The 25,409-nt window shown below is 65.2% G+C and carries 29 protein-coding genes; 19 read left to right on the plus strand and 10 right to left on the minus strand.

What is annotated here, in order from left to right; genetic code table 11:
• Positions 1–22: 22 nt before the first annotated feature.
• Together ACZ5BM_RS14240 and ACZ5BM_RS14245 are read left to right on the plus strand one after the other, a co-directional pair.
• Complete coding sequence (locus ACZ5BM_RS14240) at positions 23–295, plus strand: AbrB/MazE/SpoVT family DNA-binding domain-containing protein (RefSeq protein WP_498908768.1); 273 nt, start codon at positions 23–25, stop codon at positions 293–295.
• Entirely contained in the window at positions 292–687 is a 396-nt protein-coding gene (locus ACZ5BM_RS14245; RefSeq protein ID WP_498908769.1) for a type II toxin-antitoxin system VapC family toxin, read from the plus strand. Before ACZ5BM_RS14240 ends, ACZ5BM_RS14245 begins: the two co-directional genes overlap by 4 nt.
• Positions 688–846: 159 nt before the next feature.
• Here ACZ5BM_RS14245 and ACZ5BM_RS14250 read toward each other — a convergent pair whose 3' ends face one another.
• The gene (locus ACZ5BM_RS14250) at positions 847–1,011 is read right to left on the minus strand and encodes a hypothetical protein (protein WP_498908770.1); all 165 of its coding nucleotides are present in this window, start codon (positions 1,009–1,011) and stop codon (positions 847–849) included.
• A 106-nt stretch (positions 1,012–1,117) separates the two neighbouring features.
• Entirely contained in the window at positions 1,118–1,993 is an 876-nt protein-coding gene (locus ACZ5BM_RS14255; protein WP_498908771.1) for a bestrophin family protein, read from the minus strand.
• Positions 1,994–2,152: 159 nt separating this feature from the next.
• On the opposite strand from ACZ5BM_RS14255, the gene ACZ5BM_RS14260 reads away from it, so the two are divergent.
• The 16 genes from ACZ5BM_RS14260 to ACZ5BM_RS14335 all read left to right on the plus strand — a co-directional run bounded on the left by ACZ5BM_RS14260 (position 2,153) and on the right by ACZ5BM_RS14335 (position 19,677).
• Positions 2,153–3,247: a BMP family ABC transporter substrate-binding protein gene (locus ACZ5BM_RS14260; RefSeq protein ID WP_498908772.1), complete on the plus strand. Its 1,095-nt coding sequence runs from the start codon at positions 2,153–2,155 to the stop codon at positions 3,245–3,247.
• Positions 3,248–3,252: 5 nt separating this feature from the next.
• Positions 3,253–4,830, plus strand: coding sequence for an ABC transporter ATP-binding protein (locus tag ACZ5BM_RS14265; RefSeq protein ID WP_498908773.1), 1,578 nt, complete (start codon positions 3,253–3,255; stop codon positions 4,828–4,830).
• A gap of 49 nt (positions 4,831–4,879) precedes the next feature.
• Complete coding sequence (locus ACZ5BM_RS14270) at positions 4,880–5,962, plus strand: ABC transporter permease (RefSeq protein ID WP_498908774.1); 1,083 nt, start codon at positions 4,880–4,882, stop codon at positions 5,960–5,962.
• Complete coding sequence (locus ACZ5BM_RS14275) at positions 5,959–6,885, plus strand: ABC transporter permease (RefSeq protein WP_498908775.1); 927 nt, start codon at positions 5,959–5,961, stop codon at positions 6,883–6,885. The genes ACZ5BM_RS14270 and ACZ5BM_RS14275 overlap by 4 nt, the downstream gene beginning before the upstream one ends.
• Positions 6,886–6,967: 82 nt before the next feature.
• Entirely contained in the window at positions 6,968–7,711 is a 744-nt protein-coding gene (gene lepB, locus ACZ5BM_RS14280; protein WP_498908776.1) for a S26 family signal peptidase, read from the plus strand.
• Positions 7,712–7,759: 48 nt separating this feature from the next.
• Positions 7,760–9,763: an FUSC family protein gene (locus ACZ5BM_RS14285; protein ID WP_498908777.1), complete on the plus strand. Its 2,004-nt coding sequence runs from the start codon at positions 7,760–7,762 to the stop codon at positions 9,761–9,763.
• A complete protein-coding gene (locus tag ACZ5BM_RS14290) occupies positions 9,760–9,975 on the plus strand; it encodes a DUF1656 domain-containing protein (protein WP_498908778.1) in 216 nt (71 codons plus the stop codon). The genes ACZ5BM_RS14285 and ACZ5BM_RS14290 overlap by 4 nt, the downstream gene beginning before the upstream one ends.
• A gap of 1 nt (position 9,976) precedes the next feature.
• Complete coding sequence (locus ACZ5BM_RS14295) at positions 9,977–11,179, plus strand: HlyD family secretion protein (RefSeq protein WP_498908779.1); 1,203 nt, start codon at positions 9,977–9,979, stop codon at positions 11,177–11,179.
• Complete coding sequence (locus ACZ5BM_RS14300) at positions 11,176–11,838, plus strand: nucleoside/nucleotide kinase family protein (protein WP_498908780.1); 663 nt, start codon at positions 11,176–11,178, stop codon at positions 11,836–11,838. The genes ACZ5BM_RS14295 and ACZ5BM_RS14300 overlap by 4 nt, the downstream gene beginning before the upstream one ends.
• A gap of 343 nt (positions 11,839–12,181) precedes the next feature.
• Positions 12,182–12,919 (plus strand): SDR family oxidoreductase, encoded by a 738-nt coding sequence (locus tag ACZ5BM_RS14305; RefSeq protein ID WP_498908781.1) that lies wholly within the window; start codon positions 12,182–12,184, stop codon positions 12,917–12,919.
• An 86-nt stretch (positions 12,920–13,005) separates the two neighbouring features.
• Positions 13,006–14,265 (plus strand): ROK family transcriptional regulator, encoded by a 1,260-nt coding sequence (locus ACZ5BM_RS14310; protein WP_498908782.1) that lies wholly within the window; start codon positions 13,006–13,008, stop codon positions 14,263–14,265.
• 117 nt (positions 14,266–14,382) lie between these two features.
• Entirely contained in the window at positions 14,383–15,858 is a 1,476-nt protein-coding gene (locus tag ACZ5BM_RS14315) for a sugar ABC transporter ATP-binding protein (RefSeq protein ID WP_498908783.1), read from the plus strand.
• Positions 15,848–16,837, plus strand: coding sequence for an ABC transporter permease (locus tag ACZ5BM_RS14320; RefSeq protein ID WP_498908784.1), 990 nt, complete (start codon positions 15,848–15,850; stop codon positions 16,835–16,837). Before ACZ5BM_RS14315 ends, ACZ5BM_RS14320 begins: the two co-directional genes overlap by 11 nt.
• Positions 16,838–16,869: 32 nt before the next feature.
• A complete protein-coding gene (locus ACZ5BM_RS14325) occupies positions 16,870–17,856 on the plus strand; it encodes a type 1 periplasmic-binding domain-containing protein (protein ID WP_498908785.1) in 987 nt (328 codons plus the stop codon).
• Positions 17,857–17,926: 70 nt separating this feature from the next.
• The gene (locus tag ACZ5BM_RS14330) at positions 17,927–18,922 is read left to right on the plus strand and encodes a sugar kinase (RefSeq protein ID WP_498908786.1); all 996 of its coding nucleotides are present in this window, start codon (positions 17,927–17,929) and stop codon (positions 18,920–18,922) included.
• On the plus strand, positions 18,919–19,677 hold the full coding sequence (locus ACZ5BM_RS14335) for an SDR family oxidoreductase (RefSeq protein ID WP_498908787.1): 759 nt from the start codon (positions 18,919–18,921) through the stop codon (positions 19,675–19,677). The genes ACZ5BM_RS14330 and ACZ5BM_RS14335 overlap by 4 nt, the downstream gene beginning before the upstream one ends.
• Before the next feature lie 254 nt (positions 19,678–19,931).
• Here the strand turns inward: ACZ5BM_RS14335 and ACZ5BM_RS14340 are convergent, their stop codons facing one another.
• The 6 genes from ACZ5BM_RS14340 to ACZ5BM_RS14365 form a co-directional block, all read right to left on the minus strand.
• Positions 19,932–20,813, minus strand: a complete 882-nt coding sequence (locus tag ACZ5BM_RS14340) for a sugar phosphate isomerase/epimerase family protein (RefSeq protein ID WP_498908788.1) — start codon at positions 20,811–20,813, stop codon at positions 19,932–19,934.
• Positions 20,814–21,347: 534 nt separating this feature from the next.
• Positions 21,348–21,650 carry an antitoxin YezG family protein gene (locus ACZ5BM_RS14345; protein ID WP_498908789.1) on the minus strand — a complete coding sequence of 101 codons (303 nt, stop codon included), beginning with the start codon at positions 21,648–21,650 and terminating at the stop codon, positions 21,348–21,350.
• A gap of 10 nt (positions 21,651–21,660) precedes the next feature.
• Positions 21,661–22,119 carry a DNA/RNA non-specific endonuclease gene (locus ACZ5BM_RS14350; RefSeq protein ID WP_498908790.1) on the minus strand — a complete coding sequence of 153 codons (459 nt, stop codon included), beginning with the start codon at positions 22,117–22,119 and terminating at the stop codon, positions 21,661–21,663.
• Positions 22,120–22,141: 22 nt separating this feature from the next.
• Positions 22,142–22,849 (minus strand): hypothetical protein, encoded by a 708-nt coding sequence (locus tag ACZ5BM_RS14355; protein WP_498908791.1) that lies wholly within the window; start codon positions 22,847–22,849, stop codon positions 22,142–22,144.
• Positions 22,850–22,947: 98 nt separating this feature from the next.
• Positions 22,948–23,388, minus strand: a complete 441-nt coding sequence (locus ACZ5BM_RS14360; RefSeq protein WP_498908792.1) for a hypothetical protein — start codon at positions 23,386–23,388, stop codon at positions 22,948–22,950.
• A gap of 269 nt (positions 23,389–23,657) precedes the next feature.
• Complete coding sequence (locus ACZ5BM_RS14365; protein WP_498908793.1) at positions 23,658–24,101, minus strand: antitoxin YezG family protein; 444 nt, start codon at positions 24,099–24,101, stop codon at positions 23,658–23,660.
• A gap of 190 nt (positions 24,102–24,291) precedes the next feature.
• Here ACZ5BM_RS14365 and ACZ5BM_RS14370 point away from each other — a divergent pair, with 190 nt between their 5' ends.
• Complete coding sequence (locus ACZ5BM_RS14370; protein WP_498908794.1) at positions 24,292–24,477, plus strand: hypothetical protein; 186 nt, start codon at positions 24,292–24,294, stop codon at positions 24,475–24,477.
• Between the two features lie 59 nt (positions 24,478–24,536).
• On the opposite strand, the gene ACZ5BM_RS14375 is transcribed toward ACZ5BM_RS14370, so the two are convergent.
• On the minus strand, positions 24,537–24,977 hold the full coding sequence (locus ACZ5BM_RS14375; protein ID WP_498908795.1) for an antitoxin YezG family protein: 441 nt from the start codon (positions 24,975–24,977) through the stop codon (positions 24,537–24,539).
• A gap of 8 nt (positions 24,978–24,985) precedes the next feature.
• A complete protein-coding gene (locus ACZ5BM_RS14380) occupies positions 24,986–25,342 on the minus strand; it encodes a DNA/RNA non-specific endonuclease (RefSeq protein ID WP_498908796.1) in 357 nt (118 codons plus the stop codon).
• Between the last annotated feature and the right edge of the window lie 67 nt (positions 25,343–25,409).

Consider the following 25,409-nt stretch of genomic DNA (forward strand, 5'->3'; position numbering starts at 1 on the left):
TCAATCTTTCGGAGAGTCCGTCATGACGACACTCACAGTCACCGAGCGGGGGCAGGTCACGTTCCGTAAGGACGTGCTTCGACACCTTGGCATCCAGCCTGGCGAAAAGATCGAGCTGGATCTTCTGCCCGACGGCAAGGCACAGTTGAAGGCCGCGGGGCGGAAAGGATCATGGCGCGACCTGCACGGCATGCTCAAAGGTAAGGGCAACGGCGCCCCGCTCTCGATCGACGACATCAACGAGGCGATTGCGGACGCTGGTGCCGCGGCGGGCATGGCCGGCCTCGATAGATGAACATCACGGCCGACACCAACGTCCTGCTGCGCCTGATCCTCGCCGATGACGAAGCGCAGGCGTTGGTTGCCGTCGAGGCGATGGAGCGCGCCACGGTCGTCGCCATCAGTGTGCATTCACTCTGCGAATTGGCCTGGGTTCTGAGCACGCGGGCGGCGATGCCGCGACAGGACATCGCCGCCGCGATCCGAGGGCTAGTCGACGCGCAGAACGTCGCCGTGAACCGCCCCGCGGTGGAGGCGGGACTGGCCGTTCTTGATGCCGGCGGCGACTTCGCGGACGGGGTGATCGCGTTCGACGGCCACTGGCTCGGGGGAGAAACCTTCGTGTCGTTCGACAAGAAAGCCGTTTCGCTTCTGGCCCGGCAAGGTCATGACACGCAGCTTCTCTGAACGCGGCGTTTCCCGATCGGTCCACTACCCGCGAGCCGAACCGGCCTGATACGAATCACGAGGTCGCCGGCGCAACGGATTCGCCCAAACTGTTGATCATGCTGATCGCGAAGGTCGCCGCCGCCACGGTGCGGCCGGGCGGATCCATCCGCGCCGGCTTCAGGACTGGGCCGCCGTGGTCATGGAGCCGTTTAGCGTCATGCCGATCGAAATCCGCGTGATCCGGTCTGGCTCCACGAACGGTATCGGCAATCGGCCCGGGATCGTGTCCGGCATCGGCACTGGCGGCACCTGATTGGCTTCCTCGGCCAGCGTGCGGGACATCGCCGTGCCGATCGCGCGGTTCCTTCGATGTCGCCGCGAGAACGAAAGGGCGCCTCGGGTTCCCCCGACGACGCCCTCGTTCGTGACACAATGAAACTCGATCGGTTCAGCGCAGCACGCCGTTCACGGGCGTCAGTGGTTCCGGTGCCGGGTCGCCGATCGCCTGCAGCAGGTCGATCTCGATGGTCCGGCACATCGACTGCATCGGCTGGGCATGCACCGAATGGGCGAACGGATTCTCCAGATCGGCGCCGATCTTGTCCAGGGCCACGAACAGGAAGCCGACCAGGGTGGAGCCGAAGGGGGTGATCCAGCCCAGCTCCTGCACCATCGACAGCGGCAGGACGATGCAGAACACCCGCACCAGCAGGCCGGGCAGGGCGGAGAACTGGATCGCCAGCGGCGTGTTGCGGATGCGCTCCAGGCCGCCTTGCCCATTGGCCAGATCGCTCAGGATGCGGTCGATCTCGGCATGGGCGGCGGCATGGATGTGCCCGGCCTGAACATGGGCGCGGACGCCGACGCCGATCTCGTAGAGCACCGCGTTGGCCTGGTTGCGGCGCCCCTTGATGCGGGCGGAGAGTTCGGGCGTCAGCAGCCGTTCCACGTCGGCCGAGGTGTCTGTGCCGCCGAGACCGCCGCGCAGCGCATGCACGTAGGCGATCATCGCCCGGGTCAGCTCGGGCGCGCCGGGCAGTAGAGTCGCCATCTGCCGCGAAAACGAGCGCGTGTTGTTGACCACGGAACCCCAGAGCGTGCGAGCCTCCCACCACCGGTTGTAGGAGGCGGTGTTGCGCACGTTCAGGAACAGCACCAGCGCCGAGCCGATCAGCGAATAGGGCAGGGTCGGCTGGTCCATCCAGGGTTTGTGGGCGAGCTGGAAGGCCAGCACCACCACCACGTCCCAGGCGAACAGCAGCAACAGCGATCGGACGCTTTCCCGGACGAGATGGGCGGCGCCTGCGCGACGGTCGGTGATCATGGAGAGGGCTGTTCCAGTCCTGCCTGTGAATGGGCGATGGTGTCACCGAAGCGGTGCAGCGCACAAATGACAGCGTGTGGCATAAGGCTTGCGTAACGTTTGCCCGGCCCGGCGGATCGGGCATGCTGCGCGTCTGCCTGTTCGGAGTTTGTGGTTCGGATGCCCTTGTTGAAGCGACGCGCTCTCCTGGCCGGTGCGGCCGCCCTTCCCTTGCTGCCGCGTGCGGCCCGCGCCGGGTCGCCTCTGCCGGCCGTGGCGGAGAAGGACGCGGTGATCGTGTTCGGCCATATCGGCCCTGTCTCCGATGGCGGCTGGTCGACCACCCACCATGCCGGGCTTCTGGCGGCGAAGAAGGCGTATCCGGCGGCAAAGTTCCTGGAAGTGGAAAGCATTCCGGTCTCCGCCGACGCCACCCGCACCTTCCGGCAGTTCGTCGAGAACGGCGCCAACATGGTGTTCGCTTCCTCCGAATACGGCGACCTCCTGTCCGGCGTCGCCGAGGATGCGCCGGAGGTCGCCTTTCTGGAGTGCAACGGCCACCACACCTCGGACAACGAGAGCTGGTACTACGTCCAGCACTGGAAGGTGTCGTTCATCATCGGCGTCGCCGCCGCGAAGATGAGCAAGTCCGGCAAGATGGGCTTCGTCGGTTCGTTCCCGGTGCCGTCCGTGTTCGGCTGCGCCAACGCCTTCCTGCTCGGTGCCCGGTCGGTGCGCTCCGAGGCCACCGTGCAGGTGATCCTGATCAATTCCTGGTTCGATCCGCAGGCCGCCGCCCAGGCCGCCTCGGCGCTGATCCAGAACGGAATCGACATGATCTACACCAATCTGGACGACGGCTCCTGCCTCCAGGTCGCGGCCAAGGCGGGCATCAAATGCGCCACCTGGAACACCGACATGCGCGCCCTGGGGCCGGACGCCTATGTGACCTCGCTGATGCTGGACTGGGACCATTTCTATGTGGACCAGATCGCCGACCGCCTGGCCGGGCGCTGGACCGGCAACGGCAAGACCCTGCTGTCGGTCGGCAACGGCGTGGATCGCGACCGCTGGGGCCGCACCGTTCCGCCGGAGGTGGCAGCCCAGGCCGATGCGGTGCGCCAGCGCATCATCAGCGGCTGGAACCCGATCCAAGGCGAGATCCGCGATGCCAACGGCAAGGTGCGCGTCGCCAAGGGCATCAGCCTGGACGATCTGGCCTGCTACGAATGGAACTGGCCGGTCGAGGGCGTCATCGGTCTGAAGGCGGTCTGAGCCGGATGCAGCCGGGCGAGCTGCCGCGCACGGCGCTGCCGGAAGCGGCGCGCACCGCCTTCGTGCGGATGCGCGGCATCACCAAGTCGTTCTATGGCGCCCGCGCCAATGACGGTGTCGATTTCACCCTGCAGGGCGGCGAGATCCATGCGCTGCTGGGCGAGAACGGCGCCGGCAAGTCGACGCTGATGAACGTGCTCACCGGGCTCTATCAGCCGGATTCCGGCGAGATCGCCATCGAGGGGCACGCGCGTCGCATCGCCAGCCCGGCCGATGCGATCGAGGCCGGGATCGGCATGGTGCATCAGCATTTCAAGCTGGTGCCGGCCTTCACCGTGGCCGAGAACATCCATCTGGGCTGGAACGAGACGCCGTTCAGGCTCGATCCGGCCACGCTCGCCGCCCGCACGCAGGCCTTGTCGGAGCGGTACGGTCTGGCGGTGTCGCCCGGCGCGCGCGTGGCCGATCTCTCGGCGGGCGAACAGCAGCGCGTCGAGATCCTGCGCGTCCTGGCGCGTGGCGCGCGCATCCTCGTGCTGGACGAGCCGACCGCCGTGCTGACCCCGCCGGAAGTCCGGGCTTTGTTCGACGCCCTGCGGGCGTTCCGGGCCGCCGGAAATGCGGTGATCCTGATCAGCCACAAGCTGGGCGAGGTGCTGGAGATCGCCGACACGGTGACGGTGATGCGTGGCGGGCGCTCGGTCGCCACCGGCTCCACCGAAGGCGCCAGCCGATCCTCGCTTGCGCGCCTGATCATCGGCGAGACGGTGCTTCCGGCCGCGATCGGGCGGGACGATGCGGCGGCTGCGGTCGCGCAGGCTGTGCCGCTGGCGCTGCGGGGCGTGAGCGTGCGCGACGGTCGCGGCGTGTTGCTGCTGGACGGGGTCGATCTCGACCTGCGCGCAGGCGAGATCCTGGGCATCGCCGGGGTGGCCGGAAACGGGCAGCGCGCGTTGAGCGAGGTGCTGACCGGTTGCATCCGGCCCGATGCCGGCGAGGTTCTGCTTGACGGGGCTCCGGCCGGGGCTCGGGGGGCGCGCGGTTTCGCCGATTGGGGCGTCGGGCATATTCCGGAGGACCGCCTGCGCACCGCCCTGGCCGCCGATCTGCCGCTGGGGGAAAACGCGGTGCTGCGCGATTATCGCGGCGATGCGGCCGGGAAAGGCCCGTTCCTGTTTCCGCGCCGGCTGGCGGCCCTGGCGCGCCGGATCATCGACGATGCGGCGGTGAATCTGCGCGACAGCCGGATTCCGGCGCGCAACCTGTCCGGCGGCAATCAGCAGCGCCTGGTGGCGGAACGCGAGCGGCGTATCGCCAGCCGCGTCCTGGTGGCCGCCTATCCGACGCGCGGGCTCGATGTGGGGGCGGTGGCGGCGCTCCATGCCGGGATGCAGCGGCTGCGCGCGAGCGGGGTCGGGGTGGTGCTGATCTCGGAGGAGATCGACGAGCTCCTGGCGCAGGCCGACCGGATCGCCGTGCTGTTCGCCGGACGTATCGCCGGGATCCTGCCGGTGGCGGAGGCGGATGGGGAGCGGCTGGGCTTGTTGATGAGCGGTCAGGCCGTGCCGGAGCCGGTGTCGTGACGGCGGCGCGGGTGACGAACGGCGCCGGTCGACGCGCGGAGTGGCCGGCATGACGGGTTTTCTGGTGCAGCGCGTGCCGTCTGTGTCCGGGCGGGTGCGCAACGCGGCCTATGCCGTGTCCGCTTCGGCCGCCGTGCTGGTGGCGGGCGTGTTGCTGGCGGCGCTCGGGCTGCATCCCCTGGCGCTGGGCGGCAGCGTGTTGAAACAGAGCCTCGGCAGCCGGTTCGGCATCCAGGATCTGCTGTTGCTGGCCTCGCCTCTGGTGATGTGCGGTTTGTCCGTGTCGCTGATGCTGCGTGTGGGTTTGTGGAATATCGGCGCGGACGGGCAGTTCTATGTCGGCGCCGCCTGTGCCGCGGGCGTGGCGCTGTTCGGGCCGCACGGATCGCCCTTGCTGGTGCAGAGCGCGATGGGTCTGGCGGCGATGGCGGGCGGCGCGCTCTGGATCGCCGTGCCGGCGCTGGCGCGGCTGCTGCTCGGCACCAGCGAGATCATTTCCACCCTGCTGCTGAATTTCGTCGCCAGGCTCGGGCTGGACTGGCTGGTGACCGGGCCCTGGCGCGATCCGCACGGCATGGCGGCGGCGCAGACGGCGCGCATTCCCGATCCGCTGCCGAAGCTGCCGCGCGACTGGCATCTGGGCGGGCTGCATTGGGGGCTGGCGGTGGTGCTGCTGCTCGCGGCGCTGCTGGCGGCCGCGTTCCGGTTCACCCGCTGGGGGTTCGAGCTGCGGATCTGCGGCGCCAATCGCGACACTGCCGCCTATGCAGGCATGGATGTGCGCCGTCGCCTGTTCCAGGCCATGCTGCTGGGCGGTGCGATCGCCGGTCTGGGCGGGATGCTGGAACTGAGCGGCACGGTGCACCGGCTGCAGAGCGGGCTCAGCAACGGCTACGGCTATGTCGGCATCATTGTCGCGGTTCTGGCCGCGTCCTCGCCGCTGGGCTGCGTGTTCACCGGCCTGCTGATGGCGCTGGTGCTGAACGCCGGAACGGTGCTGCAGACGCAGGGGGTGCCGTCGAGCGCCGCCCTGGCGCTGACCGGCTTGATCCTGTTGTTCGCCGCCATCGGCGAGCGTCTGGCGCATTACCGCATCGTAATGGTGCGTCCCGTGGCGGGAGGGGCGGCATGAGCGTCGTCGGCGGTCTTCTGTCCAACGCCCTGGTGTCCGGCGCGGTTCTGGCCCTGGCCGGGCTGGGCGAACTCCTGGCCGAGCGCGTCGGGGTGTTGAATCTCGGCGTGGAAGGGCTGATGGCGCTCGGCGCGATGTCGGCGGTGGCCGCCGTGTCCGGCACGCACGATCCGGCGGTGGGGGTTCTGGCGGCGCTGGCGACGGGGGCGGCGGCAGGGAGTTTGTTCGCGTTCGCGACCGTGGTGGCAAGGGCCAGCCAGGTTCTGTGCGGCATGGCGTTGACCATGGGCGGCATGGGTCTGGCGGCGACGCTGGGCCGTCCCTTCGCGGGCCAGCCCTCGGCGGCCACCTTTCCGGTTCTGCCGATCCCTGTTCTGGATCGTTTGCCGGTGCTGGGCGAGGCATTGTTCCGGCAGAGCCTGCCGGTCTATGTCGCGTTCCTGATCCTGCCCTTGTTTCTGCACTGGCTGTTGTTCCGCACCCGGCATGGGCTGGCGCTGCGGGCGATCGGCGAGAATCCCGCCGCCTGCGATGCGGTGGGGATGAAGGTGTTGCCGCTGCGCTTCGCCTATGTGGTGCTGGGGGCGGCGATCTCGGCCGGGGCCGGGGCGTATCTGACGCTGGGCTTCGTGCCGTCCTGGTCCGACGGGGTGACGGCGGGGCGCGGCTGGATCGCCGTGGCGCTGGTGATCTTTGCCGGATACCGGCCCTGGCGCATCGTCGCCGGCGCGTTGCTGTTCGGCTTCGTCGGCGCGCTCGGCTATCTGGCGCAGGCGCGCGACTGGGGCGTTCCGTCGGCGTTTCTCGGCATGCTGCCGTATCTGGTGACGTTGCTGTTCATGATGCTGCCCGCGCTGACCGGACGTGGACGGATCGCGGCGCCTGCGGCGCTGGGGGTGCCGTATTATCGCGATCAGCGTTGAGGGCGTCGTTCTGTTTGCGGATTGTTAAGCTGTTCCGGCGCAGGGTTGCGGGCAGGATCGGTTCGCAACCGGAGAAACGCGCATGAAACGAAGGGCGGGCTGGATCAGGGTACGCGAGATCCTGATGGCGCTGATGCTGGCCTTGGTCGCGCGCACCGCGTTCGCCGCGCCATACTACGTCTCGTCCGGCTCCATGCAGCCGAGCCTGCTGATCGGTGACCACATGGTCGCGGAGCCGTTCGCTTATGGCTACAGCACGGCCGATCTACCGTTCGGCGACAGGCTGCCGCGTGGCGGCCGCTTGTGGGGATCGGTACCGAAGCGCGGCGACGTGGTGGTGTTCCGCAGCCCGTCCGAGCCGGGCACGAGCTGGGTGAAACGGGTGATCGGCCTGCCGGGCGACCGCATCGCGCTGATTGCCGGACATGTGGTCCTGAACGGTCGCGTGGTACCCTGGACCGATCGTGGTGTCGGACGGGAAGAGTTGGCCGACGGCAGCGTCGTTCCGGCGCGGCGCTTCGTCGAGGATCTGCCCGGCGGTGTCGCGCACAGCATCCTGAAGGTGCTGGCGCATGGGCCCGTGGACGAGATGAGCGAACTGCGCGTGCCCGAGGGCCGTCTCTTCGTGATGGGCGACAATCGGGACAACTCGGCCGACAGCCGGTTTTCCGTCGCGCAGGGCGGGGTCGGTCTGCTGCCGCTCTGGAATCTGCAGGGAAGGGTGCGTCTGGTGGCGGCATCGCGCGACATCGACGCGCCGGGCGCCGGGCCCGCGGCCTGGATGGCGAGCGTGAGGCCGGAACGGATGCTGTTGCTGGTTCGTTAGGGGTTCGAAGCGATCCGGCACCGGGCCGGTCGGCATCGAGGGAACCTCATGGCCGCTGCTGCCGCCGGCGCGACCGATGGACGCTGGCCGTCCCTGATGCGATCGCTGGAAGAGATGCAGCCGCGCGTCCTGTATGGCGTGCGCATGCTGGCTTCGGTGGCGCTGGCGATGTGGGTGGCGTTCTGGCTCCAGCTCGACAACGCCTATTGGGCGCCGCTAACGGCCGCGATCGTCTGCCAGCCGACCATCGGCGCATCGCTCCGCAAGGGACAGTTCCGCATCGTCGGCACCTGCACCGGGGCGCTGGCGATCGTGGTGCTGACCGCCCTGATGCCGCAGGCGCGGATCGCGATGATCGCGGGGCTGGCGGCCTGGGGCATGATCGCCGGCTTCATGGCGACCGTCCTGCGCAACGCGGCCGCCTATGCGGCGTCGCTGGCCGGCTACACCGCGGCGATCGTGTTCGCCGACAGCGTCAACGGCTCGCCCAATGACGTCTTCCTGTTGGCGATCACCCGCGCCACCGAGATTTCCATCGGCGTGCTCAGCGCCGGTCTGGTTCTGTCCGCGACCGATACCGGCGATGCGCGCCGCCGTCTGGCGCAGCGCTTCGTGGCGATCCTCGGCGGCGTCGCCGACGGCATCACCGAAACGCTGCGCAGCAACTCCTCCGACATGGTGGCGCGGCGTCGCGAACTGATCGGCGCCCTGGCCGCGCTCGATCCGCTCATGGACGAGGCGCTCGGGGAGACCGCCGATCTCCGCTACCGCTCCGGGATGTTGAAGGCCGGCACGGAAGGTCTGCTGCGCGCGCTCGGCGCCTGGAACGACGTGGTGACGCATCTGTCCACGCCGGAGAACAGGCCGGAGGCGGATTGGCCGATGCCGCTGCTGTCGGGAGACTGGCGGATCGACGACGTGGACTGGGACGACGCGGCGGCCGCACGCGACCGGTGCCGCGAACTGGCCCGTCATCTGGTGGCGCGGGACGCCCGGACGATCTCCGAACGCTTGTTGCTGGATCGCTGTGCCGAGACGCTGCTGGGTCTGGCCAGGGGCGCCAATGCCGTGGCGTTGCTGGACGACCCCACCGAGGCGAAGCGTGACTGGCCGCAACGCCGCCTGCACGTGCCGGACGTGTTCGTGGCGCTGACCAACGGGCTTCGCGTCGCTGTCACCATGATCCTGGCCGCCGTGGTGTGGATCGAGTTCGCATGGCCCGGCGGGCAGAGCCTGATGGTGTTCGGCGCGGTGATCACCATCCTGTTCGCACCGCAGGCCGACCTCGCGCACAAGATCGTGCCGGAATTCGGCGTAGGCGTGGTGTGTGCGGCCATCCTCGCGGCGATCGTCTCGTTCGCCGTTCTGCCCGGACAGCAGAGCTATGTCGCCCTGGTGGCGGCCATCGGCGCGGTGATGATACCGTCGGCCTTCATGGCGGCCGGAACCTGGCATCGCTTCCTGTTCACGGCGATCAACTTCATCTTTCTGGCGCTGCTCGCGCCCAGCAACCAGCAAAGCTACAATCTGTCGTCGTTCCTGAACGGCGCGCAGGGGATCGTCGCCGGCGTGATCGTGGGGCTGATCGGGTTCCGCTTGTTCTCCCCCGTGCCGCAGGACTGGAAGGTGCGTCGTCTGCTTGCCCTCACCTTGCGCGATGTGCGCCGGTTCGCCGCGGGACGGACAGGGCGGGCCGGGCAGGACTGGATCGGTCTGTTGATTGCGCGGGTCGGCGCGCTCCCGGGCGCGACGGACCCCGCGGATCGTGCTCGTCTGGTAGCGGGTTTCAGCGCGGGTGCGCAGATCCTGCGTCTGCGGAACATGGAAGCCGGTCTGTTGCATCCGGACAGGCTCGAGGCGTCGTTGGGACTTCTGGCCCAGGGCGAGGTGGAGCGGTGCACCGGCGGCCTGCGTGCCCTGGCTCTGGCGCAGCCGCGGGACGCTGCCGGGCTGCGTGCGCAGGTTGAGATCACGCTGCTTTCCGACATGTTGCAGCGTCACACGCCGTATTTCGCCGATCGCAGACCGCCCGCAACCGCCGGGATGGGGTGACGCGGGTGCATTACCGGGAAATCGACATCTTCGGCGTCTATGTCGCCCCGTTCACGCCGCTGATGCTGGTGGCGTGGCTGCTCTGCCTGCCGTTGTTCCGCTTGTCGAGCCGATACGGGCTTTCGCGGCACGTCTGGCATCCGTCCTTGTTCAACTTCGCGGTGTATGTCGTGGTGCTGTGTGTGCTGGTTCTGTGCGCGGGAGTGTTTTGAGGTGAGCGAACAGCCCGATCGCCCCTTGCCGGCGCCACCGGTGTCGGCGCAGCAAGCGCATGTATCCGAAAGCGCACCGGCAGCCCGGCGCATCGGCGGACAGGCCAGCACAGGGGCCGCGCCGGCGTCCGAGCCGTCCTCCACGGGTCAGCGCAAACCCAAACAGCCGTCCGGTCTGCGCGCCACGCCGATCCTGCTCACCCTGTCGATGGTGGCGATCGCCGGATTGCTCGGCTGGGCGGTGTGGGATGCGTATCTGATCGCGCCCTGGACCCGCGACGCGACCGTTCGGGCTTATGTGGTGACCGAAGCCTCCGAGGTGGCCGGACGTCTGGTCAGCCTGCCCGTGCGCGCCGACGGCTTCGTCCGGCGCGGGCAGCTTCTGATGGAGATCGAACCAACCGACTACCAGATCGCCGTCGCCAATGCCGAGGCGGACGTGGAGCAGGCGCAGGCGTCGCTCGCCAACAGCAAGGCGCAAGATGCGCGGCGGCGCGAGCTCACCACGCTCTCGACCTCGGTGGAAGAGAAGCAGAATTTCGCCACCCAGGTGCAGACGGCGGAAGCGACCCTGCGTCGCAACCTTGCCACGCTGGCGCAGGCGCGTGTGAACCTGAAGCGCACGCGCATCACCGCCAGCGTGAACGGCTTCGTCACCAATCTCGATGCGCAGGTGGGCGACTACGTCACCGTGGGCGAGCGCGTGATCTCCATCGTCAATTCCGACAGCTTCTGGGTGGATGCGTATTTCGAGGAAACCCAGCTTTCCGACATTCATCTCGGCGATCGCGCGCGCCTGTATCTGATGGGCTGGAAGCAGCCGCTCTGGGGCCACGTGTCCGGCATCTCGCGTGGCATCGAGGTGCAGAATGCGCAGGCGGATTCCGCAGGCCTCGCTTCGGTGAATCCGGTCTTCACCTGGATCAGGCTGGCGCAGCGCATCCCCGTGCGTATTGCGCTCGATCAGGTGCCGCCGGACGTGATCCTGTCCGCCGGCATGACCGCCACGGTGCAGCTCAACCCGCATACCGGGCATGGCGTGTCGGTGCTCAAGGCGGTACTGTCCGGGCAGCGCCCGAACGACGTCCCGCCGCCGCTGCCGGAAGATCAGGCCGTGGCCCCGGCGATGTCGCCGGCGCCGCCGCCCATGGCCGTGCCCAAGGGCGGTGTGATCACCAGCCCGGCGGGACAAACGACCCCATGAACAGCATCACCACCCGGACCGACGCCGTGCGTGCGGCCGAAGCGCTTCTGTCCAAGGGCGGTCGTCGCATTCTCGGTCTGGCCGGCGCGCCGGGCAGCGGCAAATCCACCCTGGCCTCGGTTCTGGCCGAGGCGCTCGGCGATGCCGCGATGGTGGTGCCGATGGACGGATTCCATCTGGCGCAATGCGAGCTGAAGCGGCTGGGCCGGGCCGGGCGGAAGGGAGCGCCGGACACGTTCGACGCCGCCGGTTTCGTGTCCCTGCTGCGCCGCCTGCGCGAGCCGGTCGCGGGCGAGACCGTGTATGCGCCGGCGTTCCGGCGCGAGATCGAGGAGCCGATCGCCGGCGCCATTGCCATTCCGGCGGAGATCCCGCTGTTGATTGTGGAGGGCAACTACCTGCTGCTGGATGGTGCGTGGTCGCCTGTTCGGGACTTGCTCGACGAAAGCTGGTTCGTCGCCACGGACGAGACGCTGCGGGCCGAGTGGCTGCTGGCCCGTCACATGCGCTTCGGCCGCGACCGGGCGGCGGCTCTGGACTGGATCGCGCGGACGGACGAGCCGAACGCGCGGGTGATTGCGGCATCGGCCGGGCGTGCCGATCGGCGTGTCGCGCTGGGTGATGCAGCGGCGGTGCAGACGCCCGCGTCGGGTTCCTGAAGCCGACCAGCGACGACCGTCTGGCGCCGATCGGCCGGCGTGTAGCCCTCCACCTCCTTCGGCGATGCCGCGTGTTGCTTCGTGGCGGCGAGCCCGTTCGCTGCCCGGCGCCGTCGCGCGTCCTGCCGATGGCGACCGGATGCGGGGCGGCTGCGACCCGTTCGGCGAGGGGACGTCGCCGTGCATGCTGCGGCGGCAGGTGCCGTTCCATCGGGAGAACGATCCCGGCGCGGATGACGTCGGCGATCGCTCGCATCGCGACTTATCGCGTTGCAGACGATGTCCGGCTGCGTTAGTTTGCTCTCGCGACAAACAAAAGAAGTGCAGGGAAAGGATGAGGGCCATGAACGGTGATGGAAACCCGCTGGCGGGGCAGGTCGCCCTGGTGACCGGAGCCGCGTCCGGGATCGGCGCCGCCTCGGCGATGCGGCTGCATGCGGCCGGAGCACATGTCGTGTTCTGCGACCGCGACGCGGCCAGGCTCGCCGCCGTCACCGAACCGCTCGGAGACCGGGCGATGCCGCTCCAGGTCGATCTCGTCGATCCGGCCCAGGTCGCGGCACTGCCGGAGCGGGTGATCGCGGCCTGCGGGCAGCTCGACATCGTGCATGCCAATGCCGGTCTCTATGTCGGCGGCGACGTGCTGGGTGGCGATGCGGATGCCTGGGACCGGATGCTGTCGCTGAACGTGAACAGCGTGTTCCGGCTCGTGCGCGAGGTGCTTCCGCATATGGTCGGACGCAGGACCGGCGACATCGTGGTCACCAGCTCGGTGGCCGGCCATATCGCGATTCCGTGGGAGCCGGTCTACAGCGCGAGCAAGCATGCGGTGCAGGCCTTCGTGCATGGCGTGCGTCGGCAGGTCGCGCCGCACGGTCTGCGGGTCGGCGAGATCTCGCCGGGCATCGCCATCACCCCGCTGCTCGACAGCTGGACGCCGGAGAACCGGCAGGCCCTGCTCGACGGAAAGGGTGGTCTGCCGCCGGAGGAGATCGCCGAGGCCATCCTGTTCATGCTGACCCGGCCGCGCCATGTGACGATCCGCGATCTGGTGATCCTGCCGCAGAACCAGGACATCTGAGGTCGCCCGGCGGACGGAAGCGGGCCTGGCTTGACATGCCCCCGATGTGCAGGAAAACCGGGACCGCTTCCTCTGTCCGGACCACCATGGCGTCGCCCAAGATCAGAACGATCGCATCAAGCCTGACGCCGCAATCCGTTCGCTACGTCAACGAACTCCGCGCCCTGAACGTGCTGTTCCGCGAGGGCGGCATGAGCCGGGCGGCGCTGGCGCGGCATCTGAACTTGAACCGGTCCACCACCGGCAACATCATCGCCAATCTGCTGGGCGAAGGCCTCGTGGCCGAGCACGAGAGCGCCCGTCATCTGGAAGCGGATTACCGGACCGGGCGTCCGGGCATCGTCATCGAGCTGGAACGCATGGGCGCCACCTTCGTCGGCGCCGAGATCGGCGTGGATCGCCTCACCGTGCTGGCGATCGATTTGCGCGGCGACGTTCTCGCCACGCGCGCCGCCGATTATGCCACTGCCGGGCACAGCCCGGAGCAAGCGGTCGTCCGGCTTTGCGCGATGGCCCGCGACGTGTTGCCGGCGGCCGGCGGGCGGCGGCGCATCGGCGGCTTCGGGGTCGCCATTCCGGCCCTGCTGGATCGCGGAACGGTCCGCGAGGCCCTGCATATCGGTTGGCGCGACGTGAAGCTGGCGTCCCTGCTGCGCGAAGAGATGCAGCGCGAACTCGGCCGCCATACCGCCATCACCATCGAGAACGACGCCAACGCCCTGGCGCTGGCCGAGACCTATGCCGGCACGTCCGGCCGTTCGGACACGGTGGCCTTCTTCCTGATCGAGAGCGGCGCCGGCGGCGGTATCGTGATCGGCGGCGAGCTGTTCCGGGGCGCGCATGGCGTCGCGGCGGAGTTCGGCCATCTGCAGATGGGCGGCGAGGGCTATGGCGGGGGGCCAGGCCGCCAGGGTTCGCTCGAAAGCTATATCGGCAAGGCGGCGGTGCTGTCGCGCTATGCCGAGCGGTCCGGCAAGGCCGGCGCCGATCTGGCCTCGCTGTTCGCCGCGCTGGAGCGTGGCGAGGCGGCGGCGCGATCGACCGTCGCGGAATGGGGCGGGTGGCTCACGCGCGGCCTGCTGCACGTGATCAACGTGCTCAATCCGGGGCTGGTGGTCATCGGCGGTTCCGTGGGCGCCTTGTTCGCCCACGTGTCCGATCAGGTCCAGGCCGGGCTCGCGCGGGAGTTGCCGGACGGCTTTCCGCCGCCCAAGGTCGAACTGTCCCGCCTGGGCGCGGAAGGGGCCGCGTTCGGAAGCGCGATGCTGATGCACCAGAGGATGTTTTCCGTGGACCAGGCCGTGTTTCCGGCCATCGAGGCGGTCGAGGACGGCATGGCGGGCTAAACTCTCCGTTGTCGCGTCTACAACGCTTGCAAGCGGCGAAACGCGCGGCTAAGTTAGTTGGTATCGAGCACAAACAATACCGCGAAGCGGAGCAGAACGGCTCGGGAGGAAAACACCATGCTTCTCCACGCGGAGGGCATCCGGAAAAGCTATAACGGCGTCCCGGCGCTGGTCGACGGGCGTCTCGCGCTCGAGGCCGGCTCCATCCATGCGCTGTGCGGCGGAAACGGTGCCGGCAAGTCGACCTTTCTCAAGATCGTCATGGGGCTGGTGCGTCGCGACGGCGGGACGTTGTCCGTCAAGGGCGAGGCCGTGAACTTCGCCACGCCGGCGCAGGCGCTCGCGGCCGGCATCTCGATCATCACGCAGGAGCTGAGTCCGATCCCGGCGATGACCGTCGCGGAGAATCTGTGGCTCGGGCGCGAGCGGATGCGCGGCCCGTTCGTCGACCGCAGGCGCGCCGAGCGCGATGCGCAAGCGTTGTTCGACCGGCTGGGTTTCGCCATAGACGCGCGCCTGCCGATGCGCGCGCTGAGCGTCGCCCGCATGCAGCTCGTCGAGATCGCCAAGGCGATCAGCTACGAAAGTCCGATCGTCATCATGGACGAGCCGACATCGGCGATCGGCGAGACCGAGACCGAGACGCTGTTCCAGGCGATCCGGGCGCTGGCGGCGAACGGCACCGGCATCGTCTATGTCTCGCACCGCCTCAACGAGATCTTCCAGATCGCGGACAACTTCACCGTGTTTCGCGACGGCCGTTTCGTCGAAACGGGACGGATCGCGAACATCGACCGCGGCGAACTGATCCGGCATATCGTCGGGCGCGAGGTTCTGCGTCACCGGCCGGAGCAGGCGGGCGTTCCGGCCAGCGGCCCCGCCTTGCTCCAGGTCAGCGGCCTGCGTCAGGAGCCGATGGTCCGTGGCATCGACCTCGAGGCTCGGGCGGGGGAGATCGTCGGCGTCTACGGTCTGGTGGGCGCTGGGCGTTCCGAATTCCTCAATGCCGTCTATGGGCTGACCACGCCGGATGCCGGGCAGGTGAGGGTGGACGGGCGCGTCCTGACGCCGGGGCGGCCGCGCGAATCGATCGGCGCCGGGATGTCGCTGGTGACGGAGGACCGCAAGGAGACCGGGCTCGTCACCGTGCGGTCGGTCAAGGAGAACACCTCCCTTGCCGCGTTGCGTGGCCTGTGCACCGCCGGTTTCATTTCACGGCGCAAGGAAAACGCCCTGGTCTCGGCGATGATGCGCCGGTTCCAGGTCAAGGCGGCCAGTCCGGACCTCGCCGTGGCGGCGCTGTCAGGCGGCAACCAGCAGAAGGTCGTTCTGTCGCGCTGCTTCTCCACCGGGCCGCGCGTGCTCCTGTGCGACGAGCCGACGCGCGGCGTCGACGAGGGCGCCAAGATGGAGATCTACGCGACGCTGCGCTCCTTCGTCGCCGACAACAACGCAGCGGTCGTGGTGTCGTCGGATCTGGAAGAGATCCTGCACATCAGCGACCGGATCATCGTGTTCAACCGCGGGCGCGCCGTTGCCGAGATGCCCGCCCGTGAGGCGAACAATGAGAACCTCCTCCACCATGCCTCCTGAAACCGCTCCCGCCGCCCTGCAGGCGGTACGCCGACGTCCCGATCTCCGGCAGCTCGCCCGGGAATACGGTATCGTCCTCGCTCTGGTCGTGATCGTGGTCGCGCTGTCGTTCATGAACCAGTATTTCCTGACCGTCCGGAACATCTCGAACATCTTCCTGCAGATCTCGATCAACGGGTTGCTTGCGACCGGCATGACCTTCGTCATGCTGGCGGGCGGGATCGATCTTTCCGTGGGTTCCGTGCTCGCCGCCGGCGGCATTGTCGCGGCCGGGCTGGTGAGCGGCGAGCATGCCTGCGCGCCCTGGGTGGGCATTCTGGCCGGTCTCGGAATGGGCGGGCTGCTGGGCGCCATCAATGGCGGCATGGTGGCCTATCTCCGGGTCCCCGCCTTCGTCGCGACCCTGGGCATGCTCAGCACCGCGCGGGGCATCACCGAGGTCTATAGCGGCGGGATGCCGATCCCCGATCTTGCCGACGGGTTCGTCGAACTCGGGCAGGGACGCTTCCTGGGGATCACGATCCCGGTCTGGATCTATTTCGCCTGCATCGTCGTGGCCGTGGTGATCACGCGCAAGACCCGCTTCGGACGCTATGTCTACGCGGTGGGCGGCAACGTTCGCAGCGCGGTCACCAGCGGCATCAACACCAAGCTGGTGATCTTCTCCACCTTCGTGCTGAGCGGCGTCCTGGCGGGACTTGCCGGAATGATCCTGACCGCGCGGACGACGTCGGGCTTGCCGCAGGCCGGCATCGGCTACGAGCTGGACGCGATCGCCGCGGTCGTGATCGGCGGCACCAGCCTGTCGGGCGGCGTCGGAACCATGATCGGCTCGCTTCTCGGCGCGCTGATCATCGGCGTGATCAACAACGGTCTCGATCTGATGGGGATCTCGTCCTTCTACCAGCACATCATCAAAGGCGTGATCATCGTCGGTGCTGTGCTGTTCGACGCCAACGCACGGCGCGAACAACGTTGAAAACACCAACAAGAAACAAGGGAGAAAACACAATGAAGACGTTTCTGCTCGGCTGCGTCGCGCTGATGGCCCTCGGCGCCGCCACCTCGGCGGCGGACGCCAAGACGTATCGCATCGGCGTGGCGATGTATGGGCTGAAGGGCGAGTTCGCCCAGAGCTGGGTCAACGAAGCGAAGAAGCATCCCGCGATCAAGGACGGGACGGCTACCCTCACCGTGTTCGACGGCAACTACGATCAACTGACGCAGGATCGTCAGTTCGACGAGATGATCGCGCAGCACTACGACGCCATCATCTTCGACCCGATCGACTCCAATGCCGGCGGCGGTCTGGTGGCCCGTGCCGAGAAGGCCGGCATTCCGGTGATCGGCTCGAACGGTCCGGTGAAGGCCGGCAACGAGACCGCCTATATCGGTTCCGACGACGTCAAGGCCGGCGAGGACGAAGCTAAGGCCGTGATCGACAAGCTGGGCGGCAAGGGCAACGTGGTGATCCTGCAGGGGCCGGTCGGTCAGCTCGGTTCGATCCAGCGCTACGAAGGCAATCAGAAGGCCCTGGCGGCGGCGCCGGGCATTCATCTGCTCGAGAAGAACACCGCCAACTGGTCGCGCGCCGAAGCGCTCAACCTGATGCAGAACTGGCTGACGGCGCATCCCGGCCAGATCAACGGCGTGATCGGCGAGAACGACGAGATGGCGCTGGGCGCCATCGCCGCGATGCGGTCGCAGGGCATCGACCCGACCACCGTGCCCACGGCCGGCATCGACGGCGTGCATGACGCGATGGTGGCCGTCAGCAAGGGCTACATGGTGCTGTCGATCAGGCAGGATGCCTTCACGCAGGCGCAGGGAGCGGTCGATCTGGCGCTGCGCCATGTCATCGGCGACAGCTACAAGCCGCTTTCGACCTGCTGGACCACCTACCCGTCGATGAAGTGGGACGATGGCCAGGGCAAGCTCTACAACGTGCCCTGGACCTACGTCACGAAAGCCAACGTCCAGCAGTTCCTGGGCAAGTAAGCCAGCTTTCGAAGCGGAACGCCGGGCGGCCTTCGCCCGGCGTTGCCGGTCCGGCCGAGATGAGAGCCATATGCTAGCAAAGCGGAACCCGCCTGAGGGGCTCGTGGTGGCGATGGGCGAGATCGTCGTGGAGATCCTCGCCGAAACGAAAGGCGACGGCTTTCGTGCCGCCCAGCCGCTGTCAGGACCGTATCCCAGCGGAGCGCCGGCGATCTTCATCGACCAGGTCGCGAAACTCGACCATCCGTGCGGCCTCGTTTCCGCCGTCGGCGACGACGATTTCGGTGCGCTCAACGTCGAACGACTGCGTTCGGACGGCGTCGACGTGTCCGCCATCGCCGTGGAGCCCGGGCAGGCCACCGGCAGCGCGTTCGTCCGGTATCGTGAGACCGGAGAGCGCGATTTCGTTTTCAACATCCGGCACAGCGCCGCCGGTCTGACCCGGATCACGCCGGCGGCGGACTCGCTGCTCGCGCGCGCCGCGCATCTGCACGTGATGGGGTCGTCGCTCTTCTCTCCCGCCCTGGTGGATGCGGCGCAGGCGGCGATCGCGACCGTCAAGGCGCGGGGCGGAACCGTGTCCTTCGATCCCAACGTGCGCAAGGAGATGCTGAAACTTCCCGGCATGGAGGAGGCGCTGCGAACCATGCTGCGGCAGTGCGATCTGTTTCTGCCCAGCGGCTCCGAACTGACTCTGCTGACCGAGGCGGACGACGACGCGGCGGCGATCGCCGAAGTGCTGGATTTCGGCGTCGATGCCATCGTCATCAAGCGGGGCGCCGACGGCGCCGCCTATCACGACCGTGCCGGCAGCATGACCGTGCCGGCCTTTCCCGTCACCGAGATCGACCCGACCGGCGCCGGCGATTGTTTCGGCGCCACCTTCGTCGCCTGCTGGCTGCGGAAGAAGGACGTGGAAACCTGCTTGCGATATGCTGCCGCCAGCGGTGCAATCGCGGTCACGCGGCGCGGCCCGATGGAGGGGACGGCGGATTTCGCCGCGCTCGACGCGCTGATCCGCGGCATGACGCTGTCTGACACACGAGCGCCCGGAGATGCGTCATGAATGGTCTCACCTTCGACAATGCCTTCGACCTGCGTGGCCAGACCGTGATCGTCACGGGTGCGGGTGGCGGGATCGGGCAGTGTCTGGTCGCCGCGTTCGCCGGGCGCGGTGCGCAGGTGATGCTGGTCGATCGCGAGGCATCGGTGCACGACGTCGCGGCCCGGCATGCCGGCGCGCGGAGCTTCATCGCGGACATCACCTCGGAAGGCGATGTCGCCCGTGTGGTCGCGGAGATCGTCGCTGTGACGGGCCGGATCGACGTTCTGGTGAACAATGCCGCCATCGGCCATGTCGGGCCGGCCGAGGCCGTACCCGACGCGGAATGGAGCCGTGTGGTCGAGATCAATCTGAACGCGCAGTATCGCATGACGCGTGCGGTGGCGCCCCACATGCTGGCGAAAGGCTATGGCCGGGTCGTTTTCATGGCCAGTCAGGCGGCCGTGGTGGGACTCGATCAGCATGTCGCTTACTGCGCCAGCAAGACCGGGCTGCTCGGCATGGCACGATGCATGGCGATCGAATGGGGGCCGCGGGGAATCACGGTGAACTGCGTTTCGCCCACCGTGGTCAATTCGCCGATGTCGCTGGTCGGCTGGAGCGGCGAGAAGGGCGAGCGTGCCCGTGCGGAGATCCCCACGCGCCGGTTTGCGGAGCCGGAGGAGGTGGCGCTGGCGACAGTGTTTCTCGCCAGCGGCGCGGCGGCGATGATCAACGGGGTCAATCTGCCGATCGACGGCGGCTACACCATCCGCTGAGAAACGTCGCTTTCCTCCCGGTCATGCCGACCAGAAGGCTCGAGGGCTTTGAGCGTTCTGAATGAACGCGCCGAAAGTCTGCTTCTTCTGAGGAAGAAGCAAAACGACTTTTTCCTTTCAGGTTCCGGGCGGTCGGCTCCGCACGTATCCGGACGGGCGGCACAGGCACACTCTGCCGAGAAGGCGGGACTCTTGCCTGACCAGACGAGGAGAGTCGCATTCGGCCGGGAGTAATAGCTCCCGGCCGATATCCTTCATGCAGCGGCGAACGTCGTCCGGAGGAACTGGAGCGAGCGGGCGATGTGCTGGTCCATCCGCGCCGTGTCCGCCCCGTCGCTGAGATCTCGCCAGACGCGGATCGAACGGCCGACGGCGCCGCCGGCGAGCAGGAACGGTTCCATCACCACGTTGCCGTCATAGCCGATCTCCCGCAGACCGCTCGCCACGGTCTTCCAGTCGATGCTGTTGTTCATGCCCGGAAGCTTGCGATTGTTCTCGCCGACATGGAAATGGCCCAGCAGAGGGCCGGCGGTGCGGATGGCGCCGAGGAGGTCATCCTCCTCGATGTTCATGTGGTAGGTGTCGAGCAGGATCTTCATCGACGGACTGTCGATGCGTCTGCAATATTCGACGGCTTCGGCAGATGTCGTGAGAATATAGGTCTCGTTGCGGTTCAGCACCTCCAGCGAGATCGTGATGCCGAGGCGTTCGGCCGTCTTCGCCACGATCCTGAGCGCCTCGATGCTCCGGTCCCACGCACCGCTCTTGTCGGTCGACACGAAATCGGCCGGCCAGTAGGAGTAGATGGCGCCTGCAAGGCTATTGGCTTCCAGGATCGCCATCTTCTGCAAGATGGTCTCGAAATACGCGATGCCGTTCTGTCGTGTCCCGGCATCCGTCGACGCCAGATCGAATTCCTTGGCCGGTCCACTGTTGATGGTGAATCCGATGCGATGTGTCGAGGCGGCTTCGCGCAACAGGGCGAGATCTGCCTCCGACATGCGGTAGACGTGATCCGCGCTGATTTCGAGCAGGTCGAAGCCGATTGCCGCCACTTTTTCGATGAGGCGGGCATAGCCCGCGGCATCGCAGTCCCATTCGGTGTTCCAATACGAGAACAGCGTGCCGAATTTCATCGTTTTCTCCCCCGTTGCGGCCGGCGTCGTTATCGACGTTCCGTTGGCCGATGAGCTGACGCCACTTTGTTGCCGGTCACAACATAAGTCAATCTGTGAATGCGGGCATCAGGCAAGATGGGAGAGGACATAGGCGGTGTCGGAAAAGTCCCGATATCGGAAGCAATCTGGCGGATCGCCCCGGCGACCAGGTGATCGCAGCCGGGATGACCATCGTTTGCCGATCAGGAGGGGAGGGGGACTCGGCGAGGTGGTTGTCGCGACACCATTCGGCAGCCGAATCGTGTGCGCTCCGATACCCATCTTGTTGCCTTTGGGATTCGGCAGGCCGTGTCGAAGCAAGGTCCATCAGGCCCGCGCCGAATTCCGCGTGCAGGCACTGACATGATGGGCAGACGGAAGTCTGATTCCGAAGTGCGTCCAGAGAACCGGCTCTTCGCCCTGAACCAGCTAAGGCCAACGGCATGTCGCGCTGTCGACCCTTATGCGCTTCGGTTTGCGTTGAAGCGTTGTGAGGCGCGGCGCTGCGAACTGCTAGCTTCCGGCGACCGTTGTTGCAGCGAGTTCGGCCTTATAGATGTCGAGATAGTTGTTGTAGCGGTCGTAGGACTGTTCATCGAGGATGCCGTTGATCCGCTTGGGCGGGTCGTAGGAGAAGCTGAAATTGTAGTGTCCGCTGGCATCGATGATCAGTTCGCAGGACGACCATGTTCGACCTGAAGCGTCTACCATGATTTTGTTGAGAGAAAAGAAATCATCCTCTAAGGATGTGGAGCCATTTCGATCTAGACTTCGTAATTCAAGATCGTCCAGTGCGCCTGTCACATAAACAGCCATAGTGCTCTGTTCAGTCGTTTCCGGTCTGTCGTCCACTTCGTGGCTTACCACGATACGGCGCCAGCTTTCTGTAACAAGCTGAGCGATATTGATGACGACCTGTTTCTGTTTTTCCAACTGAGCCATATTCATGTGGCGTCCTACTTATTCTTGAAAAATGTTGAGCCGACGTTTTGCCTTCGACGTACAACTCGACGAAAATACTATCTGGCCGTCTGCTGAGGTTACCGGCAATGTATTGGGGTGTGATCCTGATTTCCACGGGGGTTGCCGATGAGGACGCCATTTTCCTGATCGTCCGCTCCAGGCTGGCGTAGGCGCCCTGGTTCAGGTTCGCGAGGCCATCGCCAATGGGTTTGCCGTTTCCGGGCACGACGTTCAGAGGGTTGGTCGGCCCGTTGAGTGAATCCGCGAGCAAATGAAAGCCCACATCGCCCGGCTTGTCTTCCTTGCCGATCTTGATCTGCAAGGTCTCGTTGCGTCCGGTTGATCTACCTGTCGTTGGCTTCCCGTTCTCGCGTCTTTAAGAGTTTCAGCATCGCTTTGCGTCGTTCCTTGGCAGCATCTCTCATTCGCTTTCCTGAATCGCCGAAGAACTGGCTAGGCGAGTTGTCCAGCTTGATACCGCCTATGCCGCTCGACCAAAGTAGCTGAAACTCAAACCCCAGCAGGTGCTGCGTCTCCACCGCGTCACGGAAGACGTCGGTGCACATCCGTGTCCGTCTATCCTGAGGAACGGTGAAGATTGCAGGCGCGACAGCCAGGCGGTCGTGGTGGAATGACCAGCGATCGATCCAGCCCAGGCCGTTACGCTCCAACTGGTCGTGATCTGCAACGTCGACGACGGTCTTGCATTCGAAGATGCGGTACTCTCGCTCCTCCCATTGCACAGGTAGAAAGCGCCCGTTTGGTAACAACAGCGGAGAAAGCGCGGCCTGTGCTCTGGGACTCAAGAGCATGTCGTGTTCTGAGCCCAGAGCGAGATGGACGCAATCGAGCGGAAGGGCGCGTGCCCGGTTGCGGCGACCATACCCGATTGGAGGCGGGCGCCAGCCTACCATTTCACAGTGATGGCTCCAATCGGAGAACTCATCGCTCCATATTTTCAGTTGTTGTTTCTCGTTGGATGATATTTCTGGCGTATGGGCGAATACCAGGCTGCCGTATGCTAGATCAGCGCTCAGCTTGTAGACATTCATGGGCCAGAAGCTTTCGATGTCGAGCTCATTTTCTGACGCACGGTCCTGAGCGCTTTTGGTATCCTATCGCTCGCGTGCTCGATATCTCTTCGGATTCATCATGCTTGTCGATATCCGGCGACCGTTGTTGCAGCGAGTTCGGCCTTGTAGATGTCGAGATAGTTGTTGTAGCGGTCGTAGGACTGTTCATCGAGGATGCCGTTGATCCGCTTGGGCGGGCCGTAGGAGAAGCTGAAATTGTAGTGTCCGCTGGCATCGATGATCACCTCGCAGGACGACCATGTTCTGCCGGACGTATCTATCATCGCTTTATTTAAAGAAAAGAGCCTGTCTTTCAGAGAGGTGGAAGCTTCTTCCAGACTGTGCAATTCTAAATCTGACATTGAGCCTGTTACATACACGACCACCATGCTGTGAGCGGTTGCTTTCGGGGTATCTTCCACCTCGTAGCTTACAACAATCCGACGCCAGCTTTCTGTCGAAAGCTGTGCAGCATGAATGACAACATCTTTCTGTCTCTCTAACTGTTCTATATTCATGGAATCTCCTAATTATTATCAAAAAGCTATGAAGTGGCGATCTACCTGCTGTGCGCACCTCGACCACGATCGTATCCGGCCGCCTGCTGAGGGTGCCGGCAGTGTATTGTGGCGTGATCCTGATTTACAGCGGCGTGACGATGAGGCCGCCATTTTCCTGATCGTCCGCTCCAGGCTGGCATAGGCGCCCTGGTTCAGGTTCGCGAGCCCGTCGCCGATGTGCAACCCCAATCCAGGATGGTCTCGTATGTTGCTGTATAGCTAAAGCGCTATGACTTCTCCTGTCCGGCGACCGTTGTTGCAGCGAGTTCGGCCTTGTAAATGTCGAGATAGTTGTTGTAGCGGTCATAGGACTGCTCATCAAAGATGCCGTTGATCCGCTTAGGCAGGTCGTAGGAGAAGCTGAAATTGTAGTGTCCGCTGGCATCGATGATCAGCTCGCAGGACGACCATGTTCGACCTGAGGTGTCTGCCATTAGTTTGTTGAGAGAGAAAAATTCATCTTCTAACGATGTTGATCCCTTTCTGTCTAAATCTTGAAGTCTTAGATCGCTCGACGTGCCTGTTATGTAAAATACCATAGTAGAATCTTCGGTTAAATCTGGTGTATCATTTATCTCGTAGCTTACAATGATCCTCCGCCAGCTTTCTGTGATAAGTTGTGCGATATGGATGACAACTTCCTTCTGCTTCTCCATCTGGTCAATATTCATGTGATGTCCTATTTGTTTCTAAAGCGCTGTAGAGCCAAACGCTTGCCTTTGGCGTGAAGCTCGACCACGATCGTATCTGGCCGTCTGCTGAGGGTGCCGGCAGTGTATTAGTGCGTGATCCTGATTTACACTGGGGTGACGATGAGGACGTCATTTTCCCGATCGTCCGCTCCAGGCTGGCGTAGGCGCCTTGGTTCAGGTTCGCGAGGCCATCGCCGATGAGTTTACCGTTTCCGGGCACGACGTTCAGAGGGTTGGTTGTGCCGTTGAGCAAGTCCGCGAGCAGATGGAAGCCCACATCGCCCGGTTTGCCTTCCTTGCCAATCTTGGCTGTAAGGTCTCGTTGTACCCGGCGGATTTCATTCGCGTGGAGTGATCGGCCGATGTGCAACCCCAATCCAGGATGGTATCGTGTGTTGCTGTATAGCTAAAGCACTATGACTTCCCGTGTCCGGCAACTGTGGTTGCCGCGAGTTCGGCCTTGTAGATGTCGAGATAGTTGTTGTAGCGATCGTAGGACTGTTCATCGAGGATGCCGTTGATCCGCTTGGGCGGGTCGTAGGAGAAGCTGAAATTGTAGTGTCCGCTGGCATCGATGATCAGTTCGCAGGACGACCATGTCCGACCTGAGGCGTCTGCCATCAGTCTGTTGAGAGAAAAGAGTTCGTCTTCGAGGCTTGTGGGAGCTCCCGCTAAACCTTCTAGTCTCAAATCACTATTTGGACCCGTTACGTAGACAACCATTGTACTATGTTCGGTTGATTCCTGAGTATCCTCTACCTCGTAGCTGACGACGATCCTCCGCCAGCTTTCTGTGATAAGTTGAGCGATATGGAGGACGACTTCCTGCTGCTTCTCTAATTGTTCGATATTCATTGTGTGGCCTATTTGTTGTTGAAGTAGCTGCGAAGCGGGTTTCCACCTTTGGTGCGCACTTCCACAAGAATTGTGTCTGGTCGTCTGCTAAGGTTTCCGGCAATATATTGGGGTGTGATCCTGATTTCCACGGGGGTTGCCGATGAGGACGCCATTTGCCTGATTCTCCGCTCCAGGCTGGCGTAGGCGCCCTGGTTCAGGTTCGCGAGGCCATCGCCGATGGGTTTGCCGTTTCCTGGCACCACGTTCAGAGGGTTGGTCGGTCCGTTGAGCGAGTCCGCGAGCAAATGGAAGCCCACATCGCTCGGCTTGTCTTCCTTGTCGATTTTGGTTGCAAGGTTTCGTTGTGTCCGGCGCGATTCCATTCGCGTGGACTGGTCGACTGATATGCAACCCCAATCCAGAATGGTGTCGTATGTTGCTGTATAGCTA

The organism is Lichenicola sp. GTC18331, from assembly GCF_055386855.1.